This is a genomic window from Ciceribacter lividus (assembly GCF_003337715.1).
Taxonomy (GTDB): domain Bacteria; phylum Pseudomonadota; class Alphaproteobacteria; order Rhizobiales; family Rhizobiaceae; genus Allorhizobium; species Allorhizobium lividum.
Map to the genome: position 1 here is coordinate 712,775 of NZ_QPIX01000001.1, position 20,786 is coordinate 733,560.

23 protein-coding genes and 1 tRNA gene are annotated in these 20,786 nt (G+C 63.9%); 9 read left to right on the plus strand and 15 right to left on the minus strand.

The genetic code is table 11. The annotated features are described in order from the left end of the window. The first annotated feature begins 19 nt into the window (after positions 1-19). The 4 genes from DFR48_RS03450 (at position 20) to DFR48_RS03470 (ending at position 5,002) form a co-directional block, all read left to right on the plus strand. Entirely contained in the window at positions 20-781 is a 762-nt protein-coding gene (locus tag DFR48_RS03450) for a sugar phosphate isomerase/epimerase family protein (protein ID WP_114361705.1), read from the plus strand. 28 nt (positions 782-809) lie between these two features. Further along, positions 810-1,943 (plus strand): Gfo/Idh/MocA family protein, encoded by a 1,134-nt coding sequence (locus DFR48_RS03455; RefSeq protein ID WP_114361706.1) that lies wholly within the window; start codon positions 810-812, stop codon positions 1,941-1,943. 152 nt (positions 1,944-2,095) lie between these two features. Then, positions 2,096-3,148, plus strand: a complete 1,053-nt coding sequence (mgrA, locus tag DFR48_RS03460) for an L-glyceraldehyde 3-phosphate reductase (protein WP_114361707.1) — start codon at positions 2,096-2,098, stop codon at positions 3,146-3,148. Between the two features lie 240 nt (positions 3,149-3,388). Continuing rightward, entirely contained in the window at positions 3,389-5,002 is a 1,614-nt protein-coding gene (locus DFR48_RS03470) for a glycoside hydrolase family 43 protein (RefSeq protein WP_114361709.1), read from the plus strand. Here the strand turns inward: DFR48_RS03470 and fghA are convergent. The 10 genes from fghA to lipB form a co-directional block, all read right to left on the minus strand. Continuing rightward, the gene (gene fghA / locus DFR48_RS03475; protein WP_114361710.1) at positions 4,999-5,832 is read right to left on the minus strand and encodes an S-formylglutathione hydrolase; all 834 of its coding nucleotides are present in this window, start codon (positions 5,830-5,832) and stop codon (positions 4,999-5,001) included. The genes DFR48_RS03470 and fghA overlap by 4 nt on opposite strands. 23 nt (positions 5,833-5,855) lie before the next feature. Next, positions 5,856-6,518: a DUF1345 domain-containing protein gene (locus DFR48_RS03480; RefSeq protein WP_114361711.1), complete on the minus strand. Its 663-nt coding sequence runs from the start codon at positions 6,516-6,518 to the stop codon at positions 5,856-5,858. A gap of 96 nt (positions 6,519-6,614) precedes the next feature. Next, positions 6,615-7,061, minus strand: coding sequence for a YaiI/YqxD family protein (locus DFR48_RS03485; RefSeq protein WP_114361712.1), 447 nt, complete (start codon positions 7,059-7,061; stop codon positions 6,615-6,617). Between the two features lie 7 nt (positions 7,062-7,068). Next, a complete protein-coding gene (locus DFR48_RS03490; RefSeq protein ID WP_114361713.1) occupies positions 7,069-7,326 on the minus strand; it encodes a BrnA antitoxin family protein in 258 nt (85 codons plus the stop codon). After that, complete coding sequence (locus DFR48_RS03495; RefSeq protein ID WP_245415506.1) at positions 7,289-7,678, minus strand: BrnT family toxin; 390 nt, start codon at positions 7,676-7,678, stop codon at positions 7,289-7,291. The genes DFR48_RS03490 and DFR48_RS03495 overlap by 38 nt, the downstream gene beginning before the upstream one ends. Then, positions 7,650-8,111, minus strand: coding sequence for a GNAT family N-acetyltransferase (locus tag DFR48_RS03500; RefSeq protein ID WP_114361715.1), 462 nt, complete (start codon positions 8,109-8,111; stop codon positions 7,650-7,652). Before DFR48_RS03500 ends, DFR48_RS03495 begins: the two co-directional genes overlap by 29 nt. Further along, positions 8,108-9,235 (minus strand): S-(hydroxymethyl)glutathione dehydrogenase/class III alcohol dehydrogenase, encoded by a 1,128-nt coding sequence (locus DFR48_RS03505; protein WP_114361716.1) that lies wholly within the window; start codon positions 9,233-9,235, stop codon positions 8,108-8,110. The genes DFR48_RS03500 and DFR48_RS03505 overlap by 4 nt, the downstream gene beginning before the upstream one ends. A gap of 131 nt (positions 9,236-9,366) precedes the next feature. Then, entirely contained in the window at positions 9,367-10,083 is a 717-nt protein-coding gene (locus tag DFR48_RS03510; protein WP_114361717.1) for a hypothetical protein, read from the minus strand. A 97-nt stretch (positions 10,084-10,180) separates the two neighbouring features. Further along, a complete protein-coding gene (locus tag DFR48_RS03515) occupies positions 10,181-11,110 on the minus strand; it encodes a DMT family transporter (RefSeq protein ID WP_114361718.1) in 930 nt (309 codons plus the stop codon). A gap of 79 nt (positions 11,111-11,189) precedes the next feature. Next, the gene (gene lipB / locus DFR48_RS03520) at positions 11,190-11,948 is read right to left on the minus strand and encodes a lipoyl(octanoyl) transferase LipB (RefSeq protein WP_114361719.1); all 759 of its coding nucleotides are present in this window, start codon (positions 11,946-11,948) and stop codon (positions 11,190-11,192) included. 192 nt (positions 11,949-12,140) lie between these two features. On the opposite strand from lipB, the gene DFR48_RS03525 reads away from it, so the two are divergent. Further along, positions 12,141-12,225, plus strand: a tRNA-Leu gene (locus tag DFR48_RS03525). A gap of 135 nt (positions 12,226-12,360) precedes the next feature. On the opposite strand, the gene DFR48_RS03530 is transcribed toward DFR48_RS03525, so the two are convergent. Both DFR48_RS03530 and DFR48_RS03535 read right to left on the minus strand, forming a co-directional pair. After that, a complete protein-coding gene (locus tag DFR48_RS03530; protein ID WP_114361720.1) occupies positions 12,361-13,422 on the minus strand; it encodes a DMT family transporter in 1,062 nt (353 codons plus the stop codon). Positions 13,423-13,504: 82 nt separating this feature from the next. Next, positions 13,505-13,999: a peptide deformylase gene (locus DFR48_RS03535; protein WP_114361721.1), complete on the minus strand. Its 495-nt coding sequence runs from the start codon at positions 13,997-13,999 to the stop codon at positions 13,505-13,507. Between the two features lie 178 nt (positions 14,000-14,177). On the opposite strand from DFR48_RS03535, the gene mgtE reads away from it, so the two are divergent. Together mgtE and DFR48_RS03545 are read left to right on the plus strand one after the other, a co-directional pair. Further along, positions 14,178-15,596, plus strand: coding sequence for a magnesium transporter (gene mgtE / locus DFR48_RS03540; RefSeq protein ID WP_114361722.1), 1,419 nt, complete (start codon positions 14,178-14,180; stop codon positions 15,594-15,596). 65 nt (positions 15,597-15,661) lie between these two features. Continuing rightward, a complete protein-coding gene (locus tag DFR48_RS03545) occupies positions 15,662-16,048 on the plus strand; it encodes a MerR family transcriptional regulator (protein ID WP_114361723.1) in 387 nt (128 codons plus the stop codon). A gap of 6 nt (positions 16,049-16,054) precedes the next feature. Here the strand turns inward: DFR48_RS03545 and DFR48_RS03550 are convergent, their stop codons facing one another. The 3 genes from DFR48_RS03550 to DFR48_RS03560 form a co-directional block, all read right to left on the minus strand. Next, entirely contained in the window at positions 16,055-16,531 is a 477-nt protein-coding gene (locus DFR48_RS03550) for a methyltransferase family protein (protein WP_114361848.1), read from the minus strand. A gap of 12 nt (positions 16,532-16,543) precedes the next feature. Continuing rightward, positions 16,544-17,512, minus strand: coding sequence for a heparan-alpha-glucosaminide N-acetyltransferase (locus DFR48_RS03555; protein ID WP_114361724.1), 969 nt, complete (start codon positions 17,510-17,512; stop codon positions 16,544-16,546). Positions 17,513-17,592: 80 nt separating this feature from the next. Beyond that, positions 17,593-18,285, minus strand: coding sequence for a DUF599 domain-containing protein (locus tag DFR48_RS03560; protein ID WP_114361725.1), 693 nt, complete (start codon positions 18,283-18,285; stop codon positions 17,593-17,595). A 582-nt stretch (positions 18,286-18,867) separates the two neighbouring features. On the opposite strand from DFR48_RS03560, the gene DFR48_RS03565 reads away from it, so the two are divergent. Next, positions 18,868-20,268, plus strand: a complete 1,401-nt coding sequence (locus tag DFR48_RS03565; RefSeq protein WP_114361726.1) for an L-serine ammonia-lyase — start codon at positions 18,868-18,870, stop codon at positions 20,266-20,268. A gap of 58 nt (positions 20,269-20,326) precedes the next feature. Next, positions 20,327-20,764 carry a DUF1489 family protein gene (locus DFR48_RS03570; RefSeq protein ID WP_114361727.1) on the plus strand — a complete coding sequence of 146 codons (438 nt, stop codon included), beginning with the start codon at positions 20,327-20,329 and terminating at the stop codon, positions 20,762-20,764. Positions 20,765-20,786 lie beyond the last annotated feature (22 nt).

The following is a 20,786-nucleotide window of genomic DNA, read 5'->3' on the forward strand; positions in this document are numbered from 1 at the left end:
CCCTACGAGGAGACTACAAATGACGAGACTCGGCTTCCAGCTCTACAGCGCCCGCAATTTCCAGCCCTTTTCCGAGGTCTTTCCGAAACTCTCCGCCGCCGGCTACAAGGAGGTCGAGGGCTACGGCGCCATGTATGCCTCGCTCGACGATACCGGCGTTGCGGCGCTGCGGGCCGATCTCGACCGCAACGGGCTTGCCATGCCGACCGCCCATTTCGGGCTCGACATGCTGGAGGACGACCCGAAGCGCGTGCTGAAGATCGCCGAGACGCTCGGCATCGAGGCGATCTATTGCCCCTATCTGATGCCGGACAAGCGCCCGACGGACGCGCGCGGCTGGTTCGCCTTCGGCCAGCGGCTGCAGGAGGCCGGCAAGCCGGTCCGCGATGCGGGGCTGGTCTTCGGTTGGCACAACCACGACTTCGAATTCGTCACCCTCGACGACGGCTCCACGCCGCAGGAACAGATTTTCGCCGGTGGCCCCGATCTCTCCTGGGAGGCTGATATCGCCTGGGTGATCCGCGGCGGCGCCGATCCGCTGGCCTGGATCGAGAGCTACGGCAAGCGCATCAGCGCCGTCCACGTCAAGGATATCGCACCGGCCGGGCAGAACGCCGACGAGGACGGCTGGGCCGATGTCGGCCACGGCACGGTCGACTGGAAGGGGATCGTCGGTGCCCTGAAGGCGTATCCGGTCCGGCACTACATCGTCGAGCACGATAATCCCAACGATCTCGACCGGCTGATTGCCCGGTCGATCGCCTCCTTCAACAGCTACTGATCATCACAGAAACAGTCGGAACGTACCCATGACACGTGAACTCGGCGTCGGCATCATCGGATGCGGCAATATTTCCACGACCTATTTTTCGCTCGCCCCGCTCTTCAAGGGGCTCAAGGTGCTTGCCTGCACCGATCTCAACATGAACGCCGCCGAGCTTCGGGCGGAGGAATACGGCGTCAAGGCACAGACGGTCGACGAACTGCTCGCCAATGACGAGCTCGACATCATCGTCAACCTCACCATTCCGGACGCGCATTACGCCGTCTCGAAGCGCATTCTCGAGGCCGGCAAGCACGTCTATTCGGAAAAGCCGCTGGTGCTGAGCCTCGAAGCCGGCGAGGACCTCCGCCGGATCGCGAAGGACAAGAAGCTCAGCGTCGGCTGCGCACCTGACACCTTCCTCGGCGGTTCCCACCAGCTTGCCCGCAAGTACATCGATGAGGGCGGGATCGGCCGCGTTACCTCCGGCACCTGCCACGTGATGAGCCCGGGCATGGAGATGTGGCACCCCAATCCGGACTTCTTCTTCCTGCCGGGCGGCGGGCCGGTGCTCGATCTCGGCCCGTACTACATCGCCAACCTGATCAACCTCATCGGCCCGGTGAAGCGGGTGGCGGCACTCACCTCCATGGCGTCGGAGACGCGGACCATTACCAGCCAACCGCGCGCCGGCGAGGTTATCCCGGTCCGGACGCCGACCAACATCCATGCGCTTCTCGAATTCGAGAACGGCGCGACGGTCACCCTGTCGGCGAGCTGGGATGTCTGGTCGCATCGCCACGGCAACATGGAGCTCTACGGCACCGACGGCTCGCTCTTCGTACCGGACCCCAATTTCTTCGGCGGCACCGTGGAGGCGAGCGGCCGCGACAAGGACATCAAGCCACTCGAAAGCTGGGACCATCCCTTCGGCATCGACAACCAGGAGCATGCGAATGGCCCGCGCGCCAATTACCGCACGGCCGGGCTCGCCGACATGGCAGTCGCGATCCTCGAAGGCCGTGACGCCCGCTGCTCGCTCGACCGCGCGCTCCACGGCGTCGATGTCATGACGTCCATCCTGCAGTCGGGCGCGGAAGGTCGTTTTGTCGATCTTTCCACCACCTGCACGCAGCCGCAGGCGCTCGGCATCGACGAGGCGCTGGCGCTGTTGAGGTGACGGAAGGCGGGGAAGCCGGTATGAGGAAGCGTCCGGCTTCCCCTCATCCGGCTGCCGCAAGTCCCTTCTCCCCGTTCGCGGGGAGAAGGTCCCGGCAGGGGGATGAGGGGCGATCCCGAAAGGCAATGCCGCCTGTGTAACTGGAGACTTTCATGACCTGGCAACCATCCGAGAGCCGCTACGAGCGGATGACCTACAATCGCTGCGGACGAAGCGGCCTGAAGCTGCCGGCGATTTCGCTCGGCCTCTGGCACAATTTCGGCAACGATACGCCGCACGCGACGAAGCAGGCGATCTGCCGGACGGCCTTCGATCTCGGCATCACCCATTTCGACCTCGCCAACAATTACGGCCCGCCGCCCGGTTCGGCGGAGGCGGCCTTCGGCGAGATCCTGCGGACCGATTTCGCCGGCTACCGCGACGAGCTCATCATCTCGTCCAAGGCGGGCTACGGCATGTGGGCTGGCCCCTACGGCGAGTGGGGCAGCCGCAAGTACGTCATCGCCTCCTGCGACCAGAGCCTGAAACGGCTCGGTCTCGACTATGTCGACATCTTCTATTCGCACCGCTTCGACCCCGATACGCCGCTCGAGGAAACCTGCGGGGCGCTCGACCACATCGTCCGGTCGGGCAGGGCGCTCTATGTCGGGATTTCCTCCTACAATTCGAAGCGCACCCGTGAGGCGGTGGCGATCCTGAAGGACCTCGGAACGCCGGTTCTCATCCACCAGCCGAGCTATTCGATGATCAACCGCTGGATCGAGGAGGACGGCCTCGTCGATACGCTTGAAGAGCTCGGCATCGGGTCGATCGTCTTCTCGCCACTCGCGCAGGGCATGCTGACGTCGAAATACCTGCACGGCATTCCGACCGGTAGCCGTGCCTCGCAGGAGAAGTCGCTCGATCCGGGTTTCCTCAACGAGAAGAACCTCGAGAACATCCGCGCGCTCGGCCGGATCGCGGACCGGCGCGGCCAGACGCTCGCCCAGATGGCGCTCGCCTGGGTGCTGCGCGGCGGGCGCATCACCTCGGCGCTCATCGGCGCGAGCCGCCCCGAGCAGGTCGAGGATTGCGTGAAGGCATTGGATAAGCCCGATTTCAGCGCCGAGGAACTCGCCGAGATCGACACCTATGCCAGGGAAGCCGACATCAATCTCTGGGCGGCGTCCGCCGAACGGAAAGGGCCGCCGCGGAAGAAGAAGTAAGATTGCTCTTACCCTCCCCTTGAGGTGGAGGGTCGGAGTGAAGCTCCGGGGTGGGGTGACGCGCAAGCTCAGTCGACTGGGTCAGACGCTGGTCACCCCCACCCGCCGCTTTGCGGCGACCTCCCCCCTCAAGGGGGAGGTGGGGCACAGCGCCGGCGGATGATCTCCCCCCTTGTGGGGGAGATGTCGGCGTAGCCGACAGAGGGGGTGTTTGCCGAGAAAAGGGAGGAGAAACGCGACATGATCATCAATCCCATCCTGCCGGGCTTCAATCCGGATCCGTCGATCTGCCGGGTCGGCGAGGATTATTTCATCGCGACCTCCACCTTCGAATGGTATCCGGGCGTCCAGATTCACCATTCGCGGGATCTGGTGAACTGGCGGCTCGTCTGCCGGCCCCTCAATCGCGCAAGCCAGCTCGACATGCGCGGGAACCCGGACAGTTGCGGCATCTGGGCGCCGTGTCTTTCCTACAGCGGGGGCCTGTTCTGGCTCGTCTATACCGACGTCAAGCGCTTCGACGGCAACTTCAAGGACGCGCACAACTACATCGTCACCGCGTCCTCCGTCATGGGTGAGTGGTGCGATCCGGTCTATGTGAACTCTTCCGGTTTCGACCCCTCGCTCTTCCATGACGACGACGGGCGGAAATGGTTCGTCAACATGCAGTGGAACCACCGAACCGAGAGCTACGGCGGGGCGCCGAGGCATCCGGCCTTCGACGGCATCCTGCTGCAGGAATGGGACGCGCAGAAGAAGCAACTCGTCGGACCGGTGAAAAACATCTTTCCCGGCAGCGCGCTCGGCCTCGTCGAAGGGCCGCATCTCTTCAAGCGCAACGGCTGGTACTATCTGACGACCGCCGAAGGCGGCACCGGCTACGACCATGCCGTCACCATGGCCCGCGCGCGGACCATCGACGGACCCTACGAGCTCCATCCGGACATTCACCTCATTACGTCAAAGGACCATCCGGAGGCGGTGCTGCAGCGCGCCGGCCACGGGCAATATGTCGAGACGCCGGACGGAACACCCTATCACACCCATCTCTGCGGGCGGCCGCTGCCGCCCAGGCGTCGCTGCACGCTGGGCCGCGAGACGGCGATCCAGAAATGCGTCTGGCGCGACGACGGCTGGCTCTATCTCGAAGATGGCGACCCGGTCCCCTCGGTGGAGGTGCCGGCGCCGGGCGGCGATGTCGCCCGCGTGGAAGGTCCGGCCCTTATTGCACACGATTTCAACGGGCCGGAACTGCCGGTCGAGTTCCAGTGGCTGCGCTCGCCGGTCCCGGAACGGCTCTTCAGCCTCTCCGCCCGGCCGGGCTTCCTGCGCCTCTTGGGCCGGGAAGGCATCGGCTCCTGGTTCGAACAGTCGCTGGTCGCACGGAGGCAGGAGCACCATCGCTTCCGCGCCGAAACCTCGCTCGAATTCTCACCCGACACCTACCAGCAGGTCGCAGGACTCACCCACTACTACAACCGCTACAAGTTCCATGCGCTCGGCGTGACGCTGCACGAGAAGCGCGGGCGGGTCATCACGATCCTGAGCTGCCCCGGCGATTATCCGAACGGCCGGCTGAGTTTCCCGCTGGACAGCGGGATTGCCGTTCCCGAAGGCCGGCTCGACCTCGCCATGGAGATCCGCGACAACGACCTGCAGTTCTTCTGGCGGCCGGCCGGCGCCGCCGACTGGAAGCCGGTCGGTCCGGTGCTCGACGCGGGTGTGGTCTCCGACGAGGGCGGCCGTGGCGAGCACGGTTCCTTCACCGGAGCCTTCGCCGGCATGTTCGCTTTCGACACCAGCGGGCGGGCGGAGCCCGCCGACTTCAGCCGGTTCGCCTACGAGCGGCTCTAGCCGAGCCGCTCTGCGTGCCAGCGCAGGTGGTCGTCCATGAAGGTCGAGATGAAGTAGTAGGAGTGGTCGTAGCGCTCGTGCATGCGCAGCCTGAGCCCGATCTCGGTGTCCTTGATCGCATCCTCGAAGAGCCACGGGCGCAGGCCATTCTCCAGGAAACTGTCGGCGCTGCCCTGGTCGATCAGGAATTCCGGGAAACGGGCACCGTCGGCGACCAGCGCGCAGGCGTCGTATTCACGCCACTTCGCCTTGTCGGGACCTAAGTATTTCTCGAAGGCGTCGACCGTCCAGTCGGCCGTCGACGGTTCCACGATCGGCGCGAAGGCGGAGCAGCTCCGGAAGCGTTCGGGGTTCTTCAGCGCGATCGTCATCGCGCCGTGACCGCCCATCGAATGACCGAAGATGCCCTGCCGGTCCATGTCGACGCGGAACTGTTCGGCGACGAGCGCCGGGAGTTCCTCGGTGATGTAGGTATACATCCGGTAGTTCTCGGCCCACGGCTCCTGCGTGGCGTCGAGGTACATGCCCGCACCCTTGCCCATCTTCCAGTTGGTGAGTTCGTCGGGCACGTCGTTGCCGCGCGGGCTCGTGTCCGGGCAGACGATGATCAGACCGAGCTCGGCGGCCATGCGGCGATACTCACCCTTTTCCATCACATTCTGGTGGGTGCAGGTCAGCCCGGAAAGATACCAGAGGACCGGCCGGCGTTCGAGCACGGCCTGCGGCGGCACGAAGACGGCAAAGGTCATCTCGCATTTGCAGGCGTCCGAATCATGGGCGAAAACGCCCTGCATGCCGCCGAAGGCGGTGTTTTGCGACAGGATCTTCATGGTATAGTGTGTCCCTCGTTGGTTCAGCCGGCGAGCGAAACCGCGGCGTTCACCGCCGCGGCCAGCAGGACCGTGTTGAAGAAATAGGAGACGACGGCATGCAGCAGGTTGAGCTTGCGCATGGCGGTCGTCGTTACGGCGGTATCCGAGGTCTGGGCGGTCATCCCGATGACAAAGGAGAAATAGAGGAAATCGTAGCCGCCGGGATCAGTCGTGCCGGGAAAGTCGAGGCCTCCCCTGTGCAGCCCGCTTTCTCCCGGCATCGCCGTCTGCGGCCGCCAATAGGCATGGGCGTAATGGCTCGCCGCCATCGCGTGGATGGTGAACCAGCCGGAGACCACGGCCGAGAAGGCGAGGAAGAGCTTGAGCGCGCGGCTTTCCGCACCATTCAGCACGAAGAAGAGCGAAACGACCGACACGATGACCGCGGCAAGCGTCACCGTCAGGATCACCCAGGCGGGTTCGTCGGCAGTGTCGGCATGCCGTTTCAGGAAGGCGGCCGTCAGCCGCGGCAACCTCAGCCACATCAGTATCAGGTAGCCGACGAAGAAGGCGATCGGCACGAGCTCGAGAGCAAGCTGCGGTGCAAACAGCACGGTGACCGGTCCAGCCGCGAGTGCGAAGACGAGTGCACCCAGGAAGGGACCGTGCCGATGTCCGATCACACGTTCGGAGAGTTGCCGCATGCTATCTTGATCCGTCTTCATCTGTCCGCGGCAGGCAGGCGGCCGCGTGCGTGCGGTGTCCGTTGCTGCAGGGTCGCAGGTCTCCGTGCCCGGCCGTCACTTTTTCACGCGACGGCAAAGCCTGTCAAAGGTTTCGAGGAATTGCGAGCGGTCACGCGGCGTGAAGGCGGCGTTGTAGCCCTTGCTCTCGCCGGTTTCCCTGAGGTGTGCCCCGAGATTGCGCATCGCCGTCGCCATGCCGATGTTGGCGGTGTCGAAGACCCGTCCGGTCGGCCCCGTCACCAGCGCACCGGCACTGACGCAGCGTCCCGCGAGCGGCACGTCCGCCGTCACCACGACGTCGCCGGGCCCGGCGCGCTCGGCGATCCAGTCGTCGGCGGCGTCGAAGGCGCCGGAGACGATGACGTTCTTCACCATCGGATCGCGGGACGGGCGCAGGCCCGAATTGGCGACGAAGGTGACCGGCAGGGCATGGCGCTCAGCGACCTTCAGGATTTCAGCCTTCACGGGGCAGGCATCGGCATCGACATAGATTTCGGGCATGCTACTGCTACTTCTTCAAGCTGCGGGCATAGGATTCCAGCACCGCATTCATCCGGGTCTGATATCCTTTGCCTGTCGCCCTGAAGGCCTGCAAAACGGACTTCTTGACCCTCAATGTGATCTGTTCCGTTCCTTCCGGCTCGACCACAACCGCTTTCTTCCAGAAGGTGTCGTCGAGTTCGGGAATGTCGCTGGTGTCTATGTCTTCGTCTTGGAGCTTAGCCAATTCATCCAGGCTGAGCTCGCTCTTGTAGCGCTTGGGCATAACGAGCGCGCTCCTTTCGCTTTGCCGGTCTTGCAGAGATCAGGCGTATCCGGCCGTTTCTGTCAGTGTGGGTGACGACAACGATGGCGATTCCGTTGACTGCGCCGATGCTGTTGATGCGAACTTCCCCGTAGTCAAAACGGTCGTCGGATGCGCTGATCACGACTCCCTCGAAGATCCGGCAGGCGGTCTCGAAGCTCAGTCCATGCTTCGCAACATTCGAGGCGTTCTTTTCGTCGTCCCATTCGAAAATCATTGTAACTACAATCGCATCTACCGGCAAGCGGATATGGCAGCATTGTTGCCTGCCGGTGCAGACCGGTTCACGGCGCTTGCCGCACCATGTCGACATGCGGGATGCCGTCTTCGAGATACTCCCCGGAGATCGGCGTGAAGCCGAAGCCCCCATAGAATTTCTGCAGGTGGCTCTGTGCCGATATCTCGATGGCCTCACCGGGATAGGCCTTCTCGCAAGCGCTGATCGCCTCGCGCATCAGCGCTTCGCCGAGCCGTTTGCCGCGATGCGCGGGCGATACGGCGACGCGGCCGATGCGGGGCAGGTGGGTGGGCGTCGGTCGCCACAGTCGGGCACAGGCGATGAGCCCGCCGCCGTCGATGAGCCGCAGATGCAGGCAATCCGCGTCGTTGCCGTCGAGTTCGGGGTAGGCACAGGCCTGCTCGACGACGAAGATGTCGACGCGCAGCTTCAGCAGTTCGTAGAGCTGGGCGGCGGAGAGCTCGTCGAGCCTCCGCACGTCCACGTCATAGGCGCGTTGAGCGCTCAATAGACCACCACGCTGCGGATCGACTCACCCTTGTGCATCAGCTCGAAGCCCTTGTTGATGTCTTCGAGCGGCAAGGTGTGGGTGATCATCGAATCGATCTCGATCTTGCCGTCCATGTACCAGTCGACGATCTTCGGCACGTCGGTGCGGCCACGCGCGCCGCCGAAGGCGGTGCCCATCCAGGTGCGGCCGGTGACGAGCTGGAACGGGCGGGTCGAGATTTCCTGGCCGGCGCCGGCGACGCCGATGACCACCGATTTGCCCCAGCCGCGATGCGAGGCTTCGAGCGCCTGGCGCATCACCCTGGTATTGCCGGTGCAGTCGAAGGTGTAGTCGGCGCCGCCGATCTGGTCGGCGCCGCGCTTGGTCATGTTGACGAGGTAGGGCACGAGGTCGTCGCCGACATCCTTTGGATTGACAAAGTGTGTCATTCCAAAGCGTTCGCCCCATTCCTTCTTGTCATTGTTCAAGTCGACGCCGATGATCATGTCGGCGCCGGCGAGCCGCAGGCCCTGGATGACGTTGAGGCCGATGCCGCCCAGTCCGAAGACGATCGCCGTCGAGCCGAGCTCGACCTTGGCCGTGTTGATGACGGCGCCGATGCCGGTCGTCACGCCGCAGCCGATGTAGCAGATCTTGTCGAAGGGCGCGTCCGGGTTGACCTTGGCCACCGCGATTTCCGGCAGAACGGTGTAGTTCGCAAACGTCGAGCAGCCCATGTAGTGGTGAATCTTGTCTTTGCCGATCGAGAAGCGCGAGGTGCCGTCCGGCATCACACCCTGGCCCTGCGTCGAGCGGATCGCCGTGCAGAGATTGGTCTTGCGCGACAGGCAGGAGGGGCATTCGCGGCATTCCGGCGTGTAGAGCGGAATGACGTGATCGCCCTTCTTGACGCTCGTGACGCCCGGGCCGACATCGACGACGATGCCCGCGCCCTCGTGGCCGAGGATGGCCGGGAAGAGGCCTTCCGGATCGGCGCCGGAGAGCGTGAAGTCGTCGGTGTGGCAGATGCCGGTGGCCTTGATCTCGACCAGCACTTCGCCGGCCTTCGGCCCTTCGAGCTGGACGGTCATCACTTCGAGCGGCTTTCCGGCCTGGATTGCGACGGCGGCGCGTACGTCCATGGTATTCTACTCCCTGAGAATGTGAATCGCGCGCGACCTTGGCACGGGAGCGGCGTCAGGCTCAAGGCCGAAGAGCATCAGAAACTGCTCCGTTCGGGCTCCCGGCGCCCCCGGTGGCGTCGTGAAAGCGATCAGGCAACGAGATGGTCGTCGGTGAAGAAGGAGTCGGGGATCTGCAGCCAGCGTGTGGTGCTCCCTTGCGCGGTCGGTGATGCGCATTCGACCGTAATCTCCGCCTCCCTCAGAATGTCGAGCCATCCTGCGGCGCGGATGCCTTTCACGGCGGCATCGATGCGCAGAAGTGCCGCTCTCTCCCGTTCGTCGAGAAGAAGACGCCCGTTGTTGCAGGCGTGCCTCAGCACGCGCCGCACATAGGCAATGTCGTCCGGCGCAAGATCCGCGTGTTCCGGGCGCCGACCTTTCTGCAGGGGGCCGCGCCCCTCCGCGAGCGCGATGGCGAGCTGGTCGAGGGCGAGTGCGGTCATGCTCGCCAGTGCCGGTGGCGCGAGGTCGATCAGATGGAGAAGAAGGTCGAGTTCGTGTGACGAGCGGACCACGCCGTCTTCCACGAAGACCTGCTCGAACCAGACGGCATTCATCGTGTCGAGCGATCCCGCCGGATGGCAGCGGTTCAGAATGAAGCCGGCGAGCGATTCGACGAAATAGTCGCGCCACTCGGGACATTTCTCCGGGCAGAGCGCGTCGAGCGCCAGCATGACGATCACGTCCTCGGAGGAACGGATGCCCTCCGGAAAGGTATATTTGCGCAGCAGAAGGAGGTCGTCGGCCGAAAGCCTGTTCTTCCCGGCGATGACACATGCCGGAAAAGAGAGACGAAATTCGCTCATCTTTTTTCCCGTTTCATCATGAAACTGGGGTCGAGCCTATGTGCGTCGGGTTTCCGGATGGTGAACGGACGCGGTTAAGCGACGATGAACGTCATCGTTAAATTGCCGCGCTTTTCGCGCGCTTCTGCTCGCGCCAGAGGATGAACAGGCCCGAGCCGACGATGATCGCGACACCCGCCCACTTCGAGGCGTCGGGGAATTCGCCGAAGAGCGCGTAGCCGAGCACGGTCGCGGCGATGATCTCGAAATACTGGAAGGGCGCGAGCACCGAGAGCGGTGCCATGCGGAAGGCGCGCACGATCAGAAGGTGGATGTAGCCGGAGATCGAGCCGAGCAGGACGAGCAGACCGAGGCCGAGCCAGGAGGAGGGGAGCGACGGGGAGAGATCGCTGGCACCCGTGCCGGTGCCGGCCAGCAAGGCGGCTCCCATGACGAGCGTGCCACCGATCCCCGCCATGGTCTGCATGGTCATCGGCGAGTCGGCCTCGCCGATCGCGCGATTGAGGAACATATAGAGCGCGAAGAGAAACGCGCAGGCGACCGGCAGCAGCGCCGTCAGCCCGAAGATCGCGTAGCTCGGCTGGATGACGATCATCGCGCCGCCGAAGCCGACGACGATCGCGAGCCAGCGCCGCCAGCCTACCCGTTCTCTAAGAAAGAGTGCCGAAAGGGCCGTGAGGATGAACGGCTCGACGAAGTAGATCGCAAAGACGTCGGCGAGCGGCATGTACTTGACGGCGGCGAAGAACATCAGGCTCGCCGCTCCGTGCAGCGCTCCGCGCAGAAGGTTCATATAGGGGCGTTTGGCCGCAAGCGCGTCACGCCCGCGCAGGAGGAAAAGCACCGGCAGGGTGCAGGCCAGCTGGAAGAAGAAGCGGTAGAAGGTCACCTGGCCGGGCGACATGCCCTCGACGGTCGCCATGTATTTGGCGATCGCATCCATCACCGGCAGCACGAGCATGCAGGAGGCCATCAGGGCCATGCCTTCGACGGGGCTCTGTCGGCGGAGAGAGGTCGCGGCTGTCATCGACTCGTGCTCGTTGGGGGCGGGCGCCCATGAAGCACGCCGGATGCTCCGAGATCAAGCGCGCCCGGAGCCCGCTTCGTCAGGCGCCGGCGACCGCTGCCGTTCCTTCGCCCGGCAGCAAGGATGTCTCCGCGACCGTGGGGCCGAAGACCTCCTCGAAAGCGCTGCGCAGCCGGATGTCGACATCCGGCATCATCACCGGCAGGCCGAGATCGACGAGGCTCGTCACGCCATAGGCAGTGATGCCGCAGGGCACGATGCCGCCGAAATGGGAAAGGTCCGGATCGACATTGAGTGAGAAACCGTGAAAGCTCACCCAGCGGCGCAGGCGGATGCCGAGGGCGGCAACCTTGTCCTCTGCCATCGAGCCGTCGGCAAGCCGCGGTTTTTCCGGGCGGCGGACCCACACGCCGACGCGGTCCTCGCGGCGTTCGCCGCGCACGTTCATCTGTTCGAGCGTCCGGATGATCACCTCTTCCAGCGCGGCCACATAGGCGCGGACGTCCTGACGCCGCCGCTTCAGGTCGAGCATGACGTAGCCGACCCGCTGGCCGGGGCCGTGATAGGTGTATTCGCCGCCGCGGCCGGTCGCATGGACGGGGAAACGGTCGGGCTCCTTGAGGTCGGCGGGGTCGGCGCTGGTCCCTGCGGTATAGAGCGGCGGGTGTTCCAGCAGCCAGACGAGTTCGTCGGCGCGGCCCTCGGCGATCGCGGCGACTTCCGCCTCCATGGTGGCGAGCGCCTCTTCATAGGAAACGAGACCGTCGGAGATTCTCCAGCGCACCGGCGGCGAGCCGGGCAGGGGAAACATTTTCGCTTCGATTTCTGTACGTTGCATGGGGTGGCCTGTCCTTTTCCCCTACTTGGCAAGAAAGCGCATCGACTTCAAGAGCCCGGAATTCCGGGGCTTGCCGAGGGCCTCCACAGGGGGGCCGGAGGAATTATCAAAAAACTGTCACGGCGCCCTTGTGCACCCCGAATGCTTTTGCTACATGCAGCCCCGCCGGAGCAATTCGGCACCTACCACGATGCGGTCGTGGCGGAATTGGTAGACGCGCAGCGTTGAGGTCGCTGTGGGGCAACCCGTGGAAGTTCGAGTCTTCTCGACCGCACCAAAAACCCGGCTTCGGCCGGGTTTTTTGTTGTTTTCTCGTGGCTTGCGCGGCAGAGCGCCCGTCCTGAAATCAGGCTACGTCGCCCAACGGCTTTCGAGATGTGACACGATCCGGCAAGGGCGTCTGCCCGGCCCGTCAGTCGTGTGTATGCCGGTGGTGAAGGTCCGGATAATGCGGATGCTTGTGGGTCAGCAGCTCGTGCCGGTGCCGGTGTGAATGGGGCTCGGTGGCGGGGCTGTCGTGATCGTGCTGGTGGTGCACGTCGTGAACATGGGCGTGTTCGTGTTCGAACGCTTCGTGAACATGAAGATGCTCATGGCGCTCCGTCAGGTGCAGCCAAAGTCCCGCGCCCATCAGCAGGCTGGCAAACGCGATCTGGAGCGTGAGTGGCTCCCGCAGGAGAATGATGCTGAGCATCGCCCCGATGAAGGGTGCCAGGGAGAAATAGGCTCCCGTCCGGGCCGTCCCGAGATGCCGTAAAGCGAGCATGAACAGAACCAGGCTGACGCCGACGCTGAGAAAGCCGAGGATTGCGCCGGCCCCGATTGCTGCCGGCGAAGGAACAGGTGTTCCCAGCCCGAGCGCGAGTATCAGGTTCGTCGCCCCGGCGGCCAGCCCCTTGATCATCGCGATCTGCACCGGGTCGGTCGAGGACAGCTTGCGCGTCAGGTTGTTGTCGATGCCCCATGCGAGGCATGCAAGGGCGACGAGAAGGCTGCCGTTGTCGAGTGCGATGCCCTGTCCGTTCCAGGACAGAAGTGCGGCACCGGCCAATATCGCGATCGCGCCGAGCAGCAAACGACGGTCGACGTTCTCGCGGAAGACGATCCAGGCGATCGCCATGGTCGCGAGGCCTTCGAGGTTGAGGAGCAACGACCCCGACGCCGCCGTCGTCATGGAGAGGCCGAACATCAGGAGCAGCGGGCCGAGAAGACCGCCGAAGACCACCACCGCAAGCAGCCATGGAAGATCGGAGATCCGAAGCGGCGCCTCGACACCTTCGAGCCCGATCCATCGTCGCCCGAGGTGGACAAGCACGAGCCCGACTCCGGCCCCGAGATAAAGGATGCCGGCCAGCAGCCATGGATCGATGCTGTCCATCAGAAGCTTCGACAGCGGCGGCGATGCTCCGAACAGCAGGGCTGAGCCGAGTGCGAGGGGAATGCCGGGGAACTGGTGTGTGCGGTCGACGGACATGGTGGCAGGCTATCATTCAACGGCCGGCCGACCAATGGCCTGTCTCAACGAGAGTCGCTTCACGCAAGGGGCATCGGTGCGCTCAGCCCCGCATCTTCTCCCATTTCTTGGTCAGCCGGTCGCGCTTCAGCTTCGACAGCCGCTGCAGCCAGAAGATGCCGTCGAGCTGGTCGATCTCGTGCTGCATGCAGATCGCCGGGAAACCGTCGAGTTCCTCCTCATGGGCCGTCCCATCGAGATCCTGGTAACGGAGCTTGACAGCGCGGGGGCGGGTCACCGTCTCGGTCGCGCCGGGCATCGAGACACTGCCCTCGGTATGGTTCATCAGTTCGTCGGACGAAGACAAAATCTGCGGATTGACGTAGGTGCGCCGTCCCCCGATCTCCGGCAGGTCGAGAACGACAAGCCGCACGGCGACGCCCACATGGGCGGCGGTGATCCCGACGCCGGGTGCGGCCTTCATCGTGTCGTAGAGATCGTCAGCGAGAGTGGCGAGGTCCGGGCCGAAATCGGTCACGGGCGTGCAGAGGGCCTTCAGTACGGGATGTGGATAAGTGATCAGGGGCAGGACCGCCACGATAGGCCTTTCTGTGCTGCGAGTGCGTCGGAACAACAGGTTAGCAGGCCTTCTTCGCGTTTGCACACACCGGCGCGCGATATCGCCCGGCGCGGTTGACAATGCGGTTTTTACCGCCATTCTCCAAGGCTGCCGGGATACGCAGGACGAGTTGATTTCTTAGGGTGAGGGCGCAGGCATGACGGATACCGGCGACGAACTCCTTGTTCGGCCCCCGCAGGACGATGTCCCCGACGACATCTATTCCGAAGACGGCTCCGTCCGGTCCGATTTCCTTGCCCTGGTCGGCGCGGCGATCGCCGACCGCGACACGCTCTTCCTGCGCCAGCGCGTCGCGCGGCTGCACGAATCGGAACTCGGCGACCTCATCGAGGCGATCCAGCCGGAGCAGCGTCTTGCCCTCGTACGCCTCCTCGGCGACGACTTCGACCTGACGGCGCTGACCGAGGTCGACGAGGCGATCCGCCTGCAGATCGTCGACCAGATGCCGAACGAGCAGATCGCCGCGGCGATCGGCGAGCTCGATTCGGACGACGCCGTCTACATTCTCGAGGACCTCGACCACGAGGACCGCGAGGAAATCCTCGCCAAGCTGCCGTTCACCGAGCGGGTCCGCCTGCGCCGGGCACTCGACTATCCGGAAAGCTCGGCCGGCCGGCGCATGCAGACGGAGTTCGTCGCCGTACCGCCGTTCTGGACGGTCGGCCAGACGATCGACTACATGCGCGACGAGGACGACCTGCCGGAGAGCTTTACGCAGATCTTCGTCATCGACCCGACCTTCAAGCTGCTCGGTACCGTCGACCTCGACCGCATCCTGCGCACCAAGCGTCAGACGAAGATCGAGACGATCATGCGCGAGACCAGCCACGCGGTTCCGGCCGAGATGGACCAGGAAGAGGCGGCGCAGCTCTTCGAGCAATACGACCTTCTGTCGGCGGCCGTCGTCGACGAGAACGACCGGCTCGTCGGCGTGCTCACCATCGACGACGTCGTCGACGTCATCCAGGAGGAGGCGGAAGAGGACCTCCTGCGCCTCGGCGGCGTCGGCGACGAAGAGCTGTCGGACAGCGTCGTCGAGACCTCGCGCTCGCGCGTGCCGTGGCTCGCCGTCAATCTCGTCACCGCCTTCATCTCGGCCTCGGTGATCTCGCTCTTCGAGGGGACCATTGAACAGGTTGTGGCGCTGGCGATCCTGATGCCGATCGTCGCCGGCATGGGCGGCAATGCCGGCTCGCAGACGATGACCGTCACCGTGCGGGCGCTGGCGACCCGCAACCTCGACATTCACAACGCCTGGCGCGTCGCGCGGCGCGAGGCCGGCGTCGGCCTCATCAACGGCGCGCTTTTCGGCACGCTCGTCGGTGTCGTCGCCGCCATCTGGTTCCAGGACGTTTCGATCGGCGGCATCATCACGACCGCCATGCTGATCAACATGTTCGCAGCCGCGATGGCGGGCATCACCATCCCGCTCCTGCTTCACCGATCCGGGACCGACCCCGCGGTCTCCTCCGCGGTCTTCGTCACCGCGATCACCGATACGACGGGTTTCCTCAGCTTTCTCGGGCTTGCGACCTGGTGGTTCATGTCGGGCTGAATGGAAAAATTGACTTGTACGTAAAAGTCAATAAGATACCTGTTCCAGATGAATCGGAACAGGCAGTGAAAAAGTATTACAGCATAACGGAACTGACGCGAGAATTCGGGGTCTCGACCCGGACCCTGAGGTTCTACGAAGACGAAGGCTTGCTTCATCCCGAGCGCCGTGGCCGAACGCGTCTCTATCGTGCTGCCGACCGCCGTCTGCTACAAGAGATTCTCCGCGGCCGGCGTATTGGATTCACTGTAGCCGAGATCCGTGAAATCGTCCAGGTTTACAAGGAACCGCCGGGCGAGATCGGGCAGCTCAAGATGATGATGAAGAAGATCGACGAGAAGCGCGAAGAGTTGCGCCAGAAGCGCAAGGACATCGACGAGACGCTCGCCGAACTCGACAATGCCGAGGAGGCCTGCCTCACGCGCCTCGTCGAGATCGGTGTCGGGACCTGATCTCTCTCAGATCCAGCGGCGGGTGTGCTGGCAGTATCGCTCGAATTCGATGCCGAAGCGCGCGAGCAGATGCATTTCCTCGCAGCGGATCGCGACCAGTGTCGTGACCACGGCGGCGATGACGGCGGCGACGAGAAACCAGCTGTTGCCGGTCAGCAGCCCGAAGGCGATCGTCATCAGCGTGTAGCCGAGATAGATCGGATTGCGGGTGAAGCGGAACGGGCCGTTCGTCACCAGGCGCTGTGCGCAACGGTTCGGGAGCACCGCCGTGTGGCATTCGAGCAGCGTCTTCACCGCCCAGATGTCGAGGGTGAGCGCGATGAGCGCGAGCAGTCCTCCGAGCGTCCAGAGAAGATAGCCCTCACGCGGCAGCGGCGGCAGAAGGCCGACGTAGCGGTTGAGGAGGAGCGCCGCGACGATCGCGACGCCGTAAAGCAGGGGTGGCCAGGGATATTTCAGTGGTTTCAGGCGGTAGGCGTTCATGATCATGTCCTGTCATTGGCTGACTGCGGTACACTCACGGGCTAACTGCAACACACGTTCATCCTGATCCGGCTGGATTGCGCCAGACTGGAGAGGTTCGAAGAGAGACTGTTGCATCAGCTTGTCCAGGGTGCATGCGCAGAAGCGGCTGCAGAGTTCCGCCTGGCTGCCTTCGGCCCGGCAGCTCGTTTCGCAACTCCGCAGATAGGACTGCATAGGATCAGGTTTCTGCGGCGGAACGATGATCGAGATCAAGTAGACGGTCGCGATCAACAGTGGCTGATGCAAGAGGTAGACGATGAGGCTGTGGCGGCCGCCGAAGCGCAGCACCGCCGGGCCTTGCGGCAGGCCGGCGAGCGTGTCGAGCGAGCCTGCGGCGCGCGCGAAGCGGGTCGCGGCGATCCCCAGCAGGAAGGCGCCGATCCAGGGAAGCAGCGGCACGTAGTCGTTCGAGCGCGGCAGATGCTCGGAAAGGCCGATCCACAGCAGATAGGGAGCGTCGAACGCCTCCGAACGGAGATAGGCCGGCGCGGCGAGGGCGGCGAGCGCGGCAAGAACCGTTAGCGCCGGCGGCAGCCGGAGGAACAGCAGCCCGATCACGCTCGCAGCGGCAATGTGGTGCAGGATACCGAAGAAGATCACGCCGTCCGGCATCGCGACCGCCGTCGCGATGGTGATGGCGATTGCCGCTCCGGCCACCATCGCAAGCCGCTTCAGGAACGATTGCAGCTTCAGCGTCGGGTAATGGGCGAGCACCAGGCTTACGCCCGCCATGAAGATGAAGCTCGAGGCTATGGCGCGGGCATAGAGTTTCCACAAGCCCTGGGTCGCCGTGCCGGGTTCGATATAGCCGAAGAATTCCAGATCCCATGTGAAATGGTAGGACGCCATCGCGATGAGCGCGATCCCCCGCGCGGTATCGAGCAGGCCGATCCGCCTCGAGGTTGCAGGGGGATTTCCAGTGTCTGGGACTGCGGCCACGATCGATCCTTCGCATGCGAGAATTCTACCCCGCGCACCCGCGCGGAGGGCTCATGCCACAGCGTCCAATCTGGTCGTTTTCAAGGCGCCGTGTCGGTCATCAACGCAAGACGCGCATCGGAGAAAAACTGTCGGCGTACCAGTACGAAGAAGATGATAATCGATGTTCCCACGAAGACGTAAGGGCTGACGAACCACCCTAGGTAGCCTATCGACAGGAAAATCGCGCGGAGGCCGGCATTGAACTGCTTTGCGGCGATGATGTTCATGCGGATGACCCGTTCGGCGATGCGTTGCGTCTCCTGCGGGTTCTTCTTCGCGTTTTCGGTCATCGGCAGCGTGCCGAAGAGAATCGTGCAGTAGTTGAACAGCCGGTAGGACCAGCCGAATTTGAAGAAGGCGTAGCCGAAGATGGCGGTGAGCCCGATCACCTTGAACTCGAAACCCGAGCGGCCGCTATAGGTGATGAAGGGCAGGTCGCGGAATACGGTATCGACCTGTTCGGTGGCGCCGAGAAGAGCGAAGCAGCCGCCAATCGCGAAGATCGAGGTCGAGGCGAAGAAGGCCGTGCCGTTCTGCAGGCCGGCCAGGATCTGCGTGTCGATCATCTTCAGGTCGCGGGTGAGCGAATTGTGGATCCATTCCCGCCGCCGCTCGGCCATCGCCTGGGTCAGGCTCGGGCGGCTGAGGATCTTTGCGCCACCGGTCAGCCAGGAGAAGACGATCCAGAGCACCAGGAACAGTGCGAGGGCGAAAAGGTCGATGAATGTCATGGCGATTCCCGTGGTTGCTCGCGGGAAGATTATGCCGCCGGCCGTACACCGGACAAGTATCCACAGTTTTGTAAGACTTTGGCTGAAATTACGGCGCGGTCCATCTCTTTAAGTATTATCTAAAAACCGATCTAACCGTTTGAAATTGCATAAATCCATGCATTCTGCGAATGGCTCCCCTGCGGAAGGTGCCACTGTTTTGCCATTTTTGCAGTTGCGATGGCCCATGAAGTCGAATAGACCGGGGCCGGAAAAGCGGTCGGGGGACGGCTTTTCGCCATAGGCGAACAATCGGAGTGATAATGGAAGATAGCATCCAGAAGTCTTGCTGGGGCGTTACCCTGCGGGCGTTGACGGGATTTGCAGGCGTTTTGTTCCTGGCCTATCTTTTTGGAACCATCTGAACTCGTTTTTGACGAGAATTCCGCAGCGCGGTCCGTAAGGGCCGCGCTGTCGTCGTTTATGGCGTCCCTTGCGATGTCGCGCCGACTCAAGCGGATGTCGGTTGCCCGCCGCGTCGGCTTCTGATCATAGTCTAGCCTTTCGATTCAGGTTTTCCGGTGTTCTGAGGCGCGGCCATACATGTTTCTTTCTGTTTTCGACGTATTCAAGATCGGGATCGGCCCGTCGAGCTCCCACACGATGGGGCCGATGACAGCCGCCAAGCGCTTTCTCGATCTTATTCTGTCGGACGACTGGCCGCGGCCGAGCGGTGCTGCGGTGGCGGCGCTGAAGGTGAGCCTGCACGGGTCGCTCGCCTATACCGGCATCGGTCACGGCACCGGCCGCGCGGTCATCATCGGCCTGACGGGTGAGGAACCGGACCACGTCGACCCGGACCGGATGGACGACATCATCGCCGCAGTCGAGCGGGAAGGGCAGGTGGTGCCGCCCGGTCATCATGCATATCGCTTCGTACCGAAGGACGATCTCGTCTACGACAAGAAGGTGCCGCTGCCGGGCCATGCCAACGGCATGCGCTTTACCGCCCTCGACCGCGACGGTCGTGTGCTGCTCACCACCGTCTACTATTCGATCGGCGGCGGCTTCGTCGTCACCGACACCGAACTTGCGGCGATGCAGAAGCAGAAGAAGCAGGCTTTCGCGCAAAAAGTGCCTTACCCCTTCGCGACGGCGAAGGAGATGCTCGACGTGGCGCGGCGCTCCGGCCTCACCATTGCCCAGATGAAGCGCGCGAACGAGGAGGCGGTGATGGACCGCGCCGCACTTGATGCCGGCCTCGATCGCATATGGGATGCGATGAGCGGCTGCATCGATCGCGGTCTCAAACAGGAGGGCCGCTTGCCGGGCGGGCTCAACGTCAAGCGCCGTGCACGGGCGATCCACGACAAGCTCGAGGAGGAGTGGCGTTCCAACCGGCAGAACCCTCTGCTCGCCAACGACTGGCTCTCCGTCTATGCGATGGCCGTCAACGAGGAGAATGCCGCCGGCGGCCGGGTGGTGACCGCGCCGACCAATGGTGCGGCCGGCGTCGTGCCGGCGACGATCCGCTACTATCTGCATTTCCATCCGGATGCCGACCAGGAAGGCATCCGCGACTATCTGCTGACGGCTGCTGCGATCGGCGGCATCATCAAGCACAATGCCTCGATCTCCGGCGCCGAAGTCGGCTGCCAGGGCGAGGTGGGTTCGGCCTCGGCCATGGCGGCGGCAGGTATGGCGGCCGTCATGGGCGGTTCGCCCGAGCAGATCGAGAACGCCGCCGAGATAGCGCTGGAACACCATCTCGGCATGACCTGCGATCCTGTGGCCGGCCTCGTGCAGGTGCCCTGCATCGAGCGTAACGCACTCGGTGCGGTCAAGGCGGTGACGGCGGCCTCGCTCGCCTTGAAGGGCACGGGCGAGCACTTCGTGCCGCTCGATGCCTGCGTCGAGACCATGCGCCAGACCGGCCACGACATGAGCGAAAAATACAAGGAAACCTCGCTCGGCGGGCTGGCGGTCAACGTCGTCGAGTGCTGATGCGCCTGTGCGTCCGGCGGGGCTTGACGGTCCCGCCCAAAGGCGTATCACCGTCGCCATGACACTGCATCTGATCAAGCTCTGCGTCGGCGCGGAGTCGCTCGAGGATCTCAGGCAATGGGTCGCCGAGCGCTCTCTGACGGCGATTGCCGCGGGCCTCGAACCCCACAGCTCCCACGTTACCCGCATGGTGCCCAAGCGCGCGGAAGAACTGCTGGACGGCGGCTCCCTCTACTGGATCATCAAGGGACAGGTCGCCGCGCGCCAGCGGCTTCTCGACATCAAGACCTTCACCGGCGGCGACGGCATCAGCCGCTGCGAGCTGATCCTCGGACCGGAGGTTGTCGAGGTGGCACCGGCACCGCGCCGGCCCTTCCAGGGCTGGCGCTATCTCGAACCCGATGCCGCGCCACGGGATCTCAACGCTTCGGGCGCCGATATCGAGGACATGCCGGAAGACCTGCGCCGCGAACTCGCGGAACTCGGCCTGCTGTAGCAACGCCCGGGAACCGCCCGCT

What these genes read in the sequence shown, in the direction of transcription:
- DFR48_RS03510 (WP_114361717.1), bottom strand. Translation starts at nt 10,083, where the DNA reads ATGAGCGAATTTCGTCTCTCTTTTCCGGCATGTGTCATCGCCGGGAAG.
- DFR48_RS03570 (WP_114361727.1), top strand. Translation starts at nt 20,327, where the DNA reads ATGACACTGCATCTGATCAAGCTCTGCGTCGGCGCGGAGTCGCTCGAG.
- mgtE (WP_114361722.1), top strand. Translation starts at nt 14,178, where the DNA reads ATGACGGATACCGGCGACGAACTCCTTGTTCGGCCCCCGCAGGACGAT.
- mgrA (WP_114361707.1), top strand. Translation starts at nt 2,096, where the DNA reads ATGACCTGGCAACCATCCGAGAGCCGCTACGAGCGGATGACCTACAAT.
- DFR48_RS03485 (WP_114361712.1), bottom strand. Translation starts at nt 7,061, where the DNA reads ATGCCCGAAATCTATGTCGATGCCGATGCCTGCCCCGTGAAGGCTGAA.
- DFR48_RS03480 (WP_114361711.1), bottom strand. Translation starts at nt 6,518, where the DNA reads ATGCGGCAACTCTCCGAACGTGTGATCGGACATCGGCACGGTCCCTTC.
- DFR48_RS03505 (WP_114361716.1), bottom strand. Translation starts at nt 9,235, where the DNA reads ATGGACGTACGCGCCGCCGTCGCAATCCAGGCCGGAAAGCCGCTCGAA.
- DFR48_RS03565 (WP_114361726.1), top strand. Translation starts at nt 18,868, where the DNA reads ATGTTTCTTTCTGTTTTCGACGTATTCAAGATCGGGATCGGCCCGTCG.
- DFR48_RS03560 (WP_114361725.1), bottom strand. Translation starts at nt 18,285, where the DNA reads ATGACATTCATCGACCTTTTCGCCCTCGCACTGTTCCTGGTGCTCTGG.
- DFR48_RS03495 (WP_245415506.1), bottom strand. Translation starts at nt 7,678, where the DNA reads ATGTCGACATGGTGCGGCAAGCGCCGTGAACCGGTCTGCACCGGCAGG.
- DFR48_RS03490 (WP_114361713.1), bottom strand. Translation starts at nt 7,326, where the DNA reads ATGCCCAAGCGCTACAAGAGCGAGCTCAGCCTGGATGAATTGGCTAAG.
- fghA (WP_114361710.1), bottom strand. Translation starts at nt 5,832, where the DNA reads ATGAAGATCCTGTCGCAAAACACCGCCTTCGGCGGCATGCAGGGCGTT.
- DFR48_RS03455 (WP_114361706.1), top strand. Translation starts at nt 810, where the DNA reads ATGACACGTGAACTCGGCGTCGGCATCATCGGATGCGGCAATATTTCC.
- DFR48_RS03515 (WP_114361718.1), bottom strand. Translation starts at nt 11,110, where the DNA reads ATGACAGCCGCGACCTCTCTCCGCCGACAGAGCCCCGTCGAAGGCATG.
- DFR48_RS03550 (WP_114361848.1), bottom strand. Translation starts at nt 16,531, where the DNA reads ATGAACGCCTACCGCCTGAAACCACTGAAATATCCCTGGCCACCCCTG.
- DFR48_RS03470 (WP_114361709.1), top strand. Translation starts at nt 3,389, where the DNA reads ATGATCATCAATCCCATCCTGCCGGGCTTCAATCCGGATCCGTCGATC.
- lipB (WP_114361719.1), bottom strand. Translation starts at nt 11,948, where the DNA reads ATGCAACGTACAGAAATCGAAGCGAAAATGTTTCCCCTGCCCGGCTCG.
- DFR48_RS03530 (WP_114361720.1), bottom strand. Translation starts at nt 13,422, where the DNA reads ATGTCCGTCGACCGCACACACCAGTTCCCCGGCATTCCCCTCGCACTC.
- DFR48_RS03450 (WP_114361705.1), top strand. Translation starts at nt 20, where the DNA reads ATGACGAGACTCGGCTTCCAGCTCTACAGCGCCCGCAATTTCCAGCCC.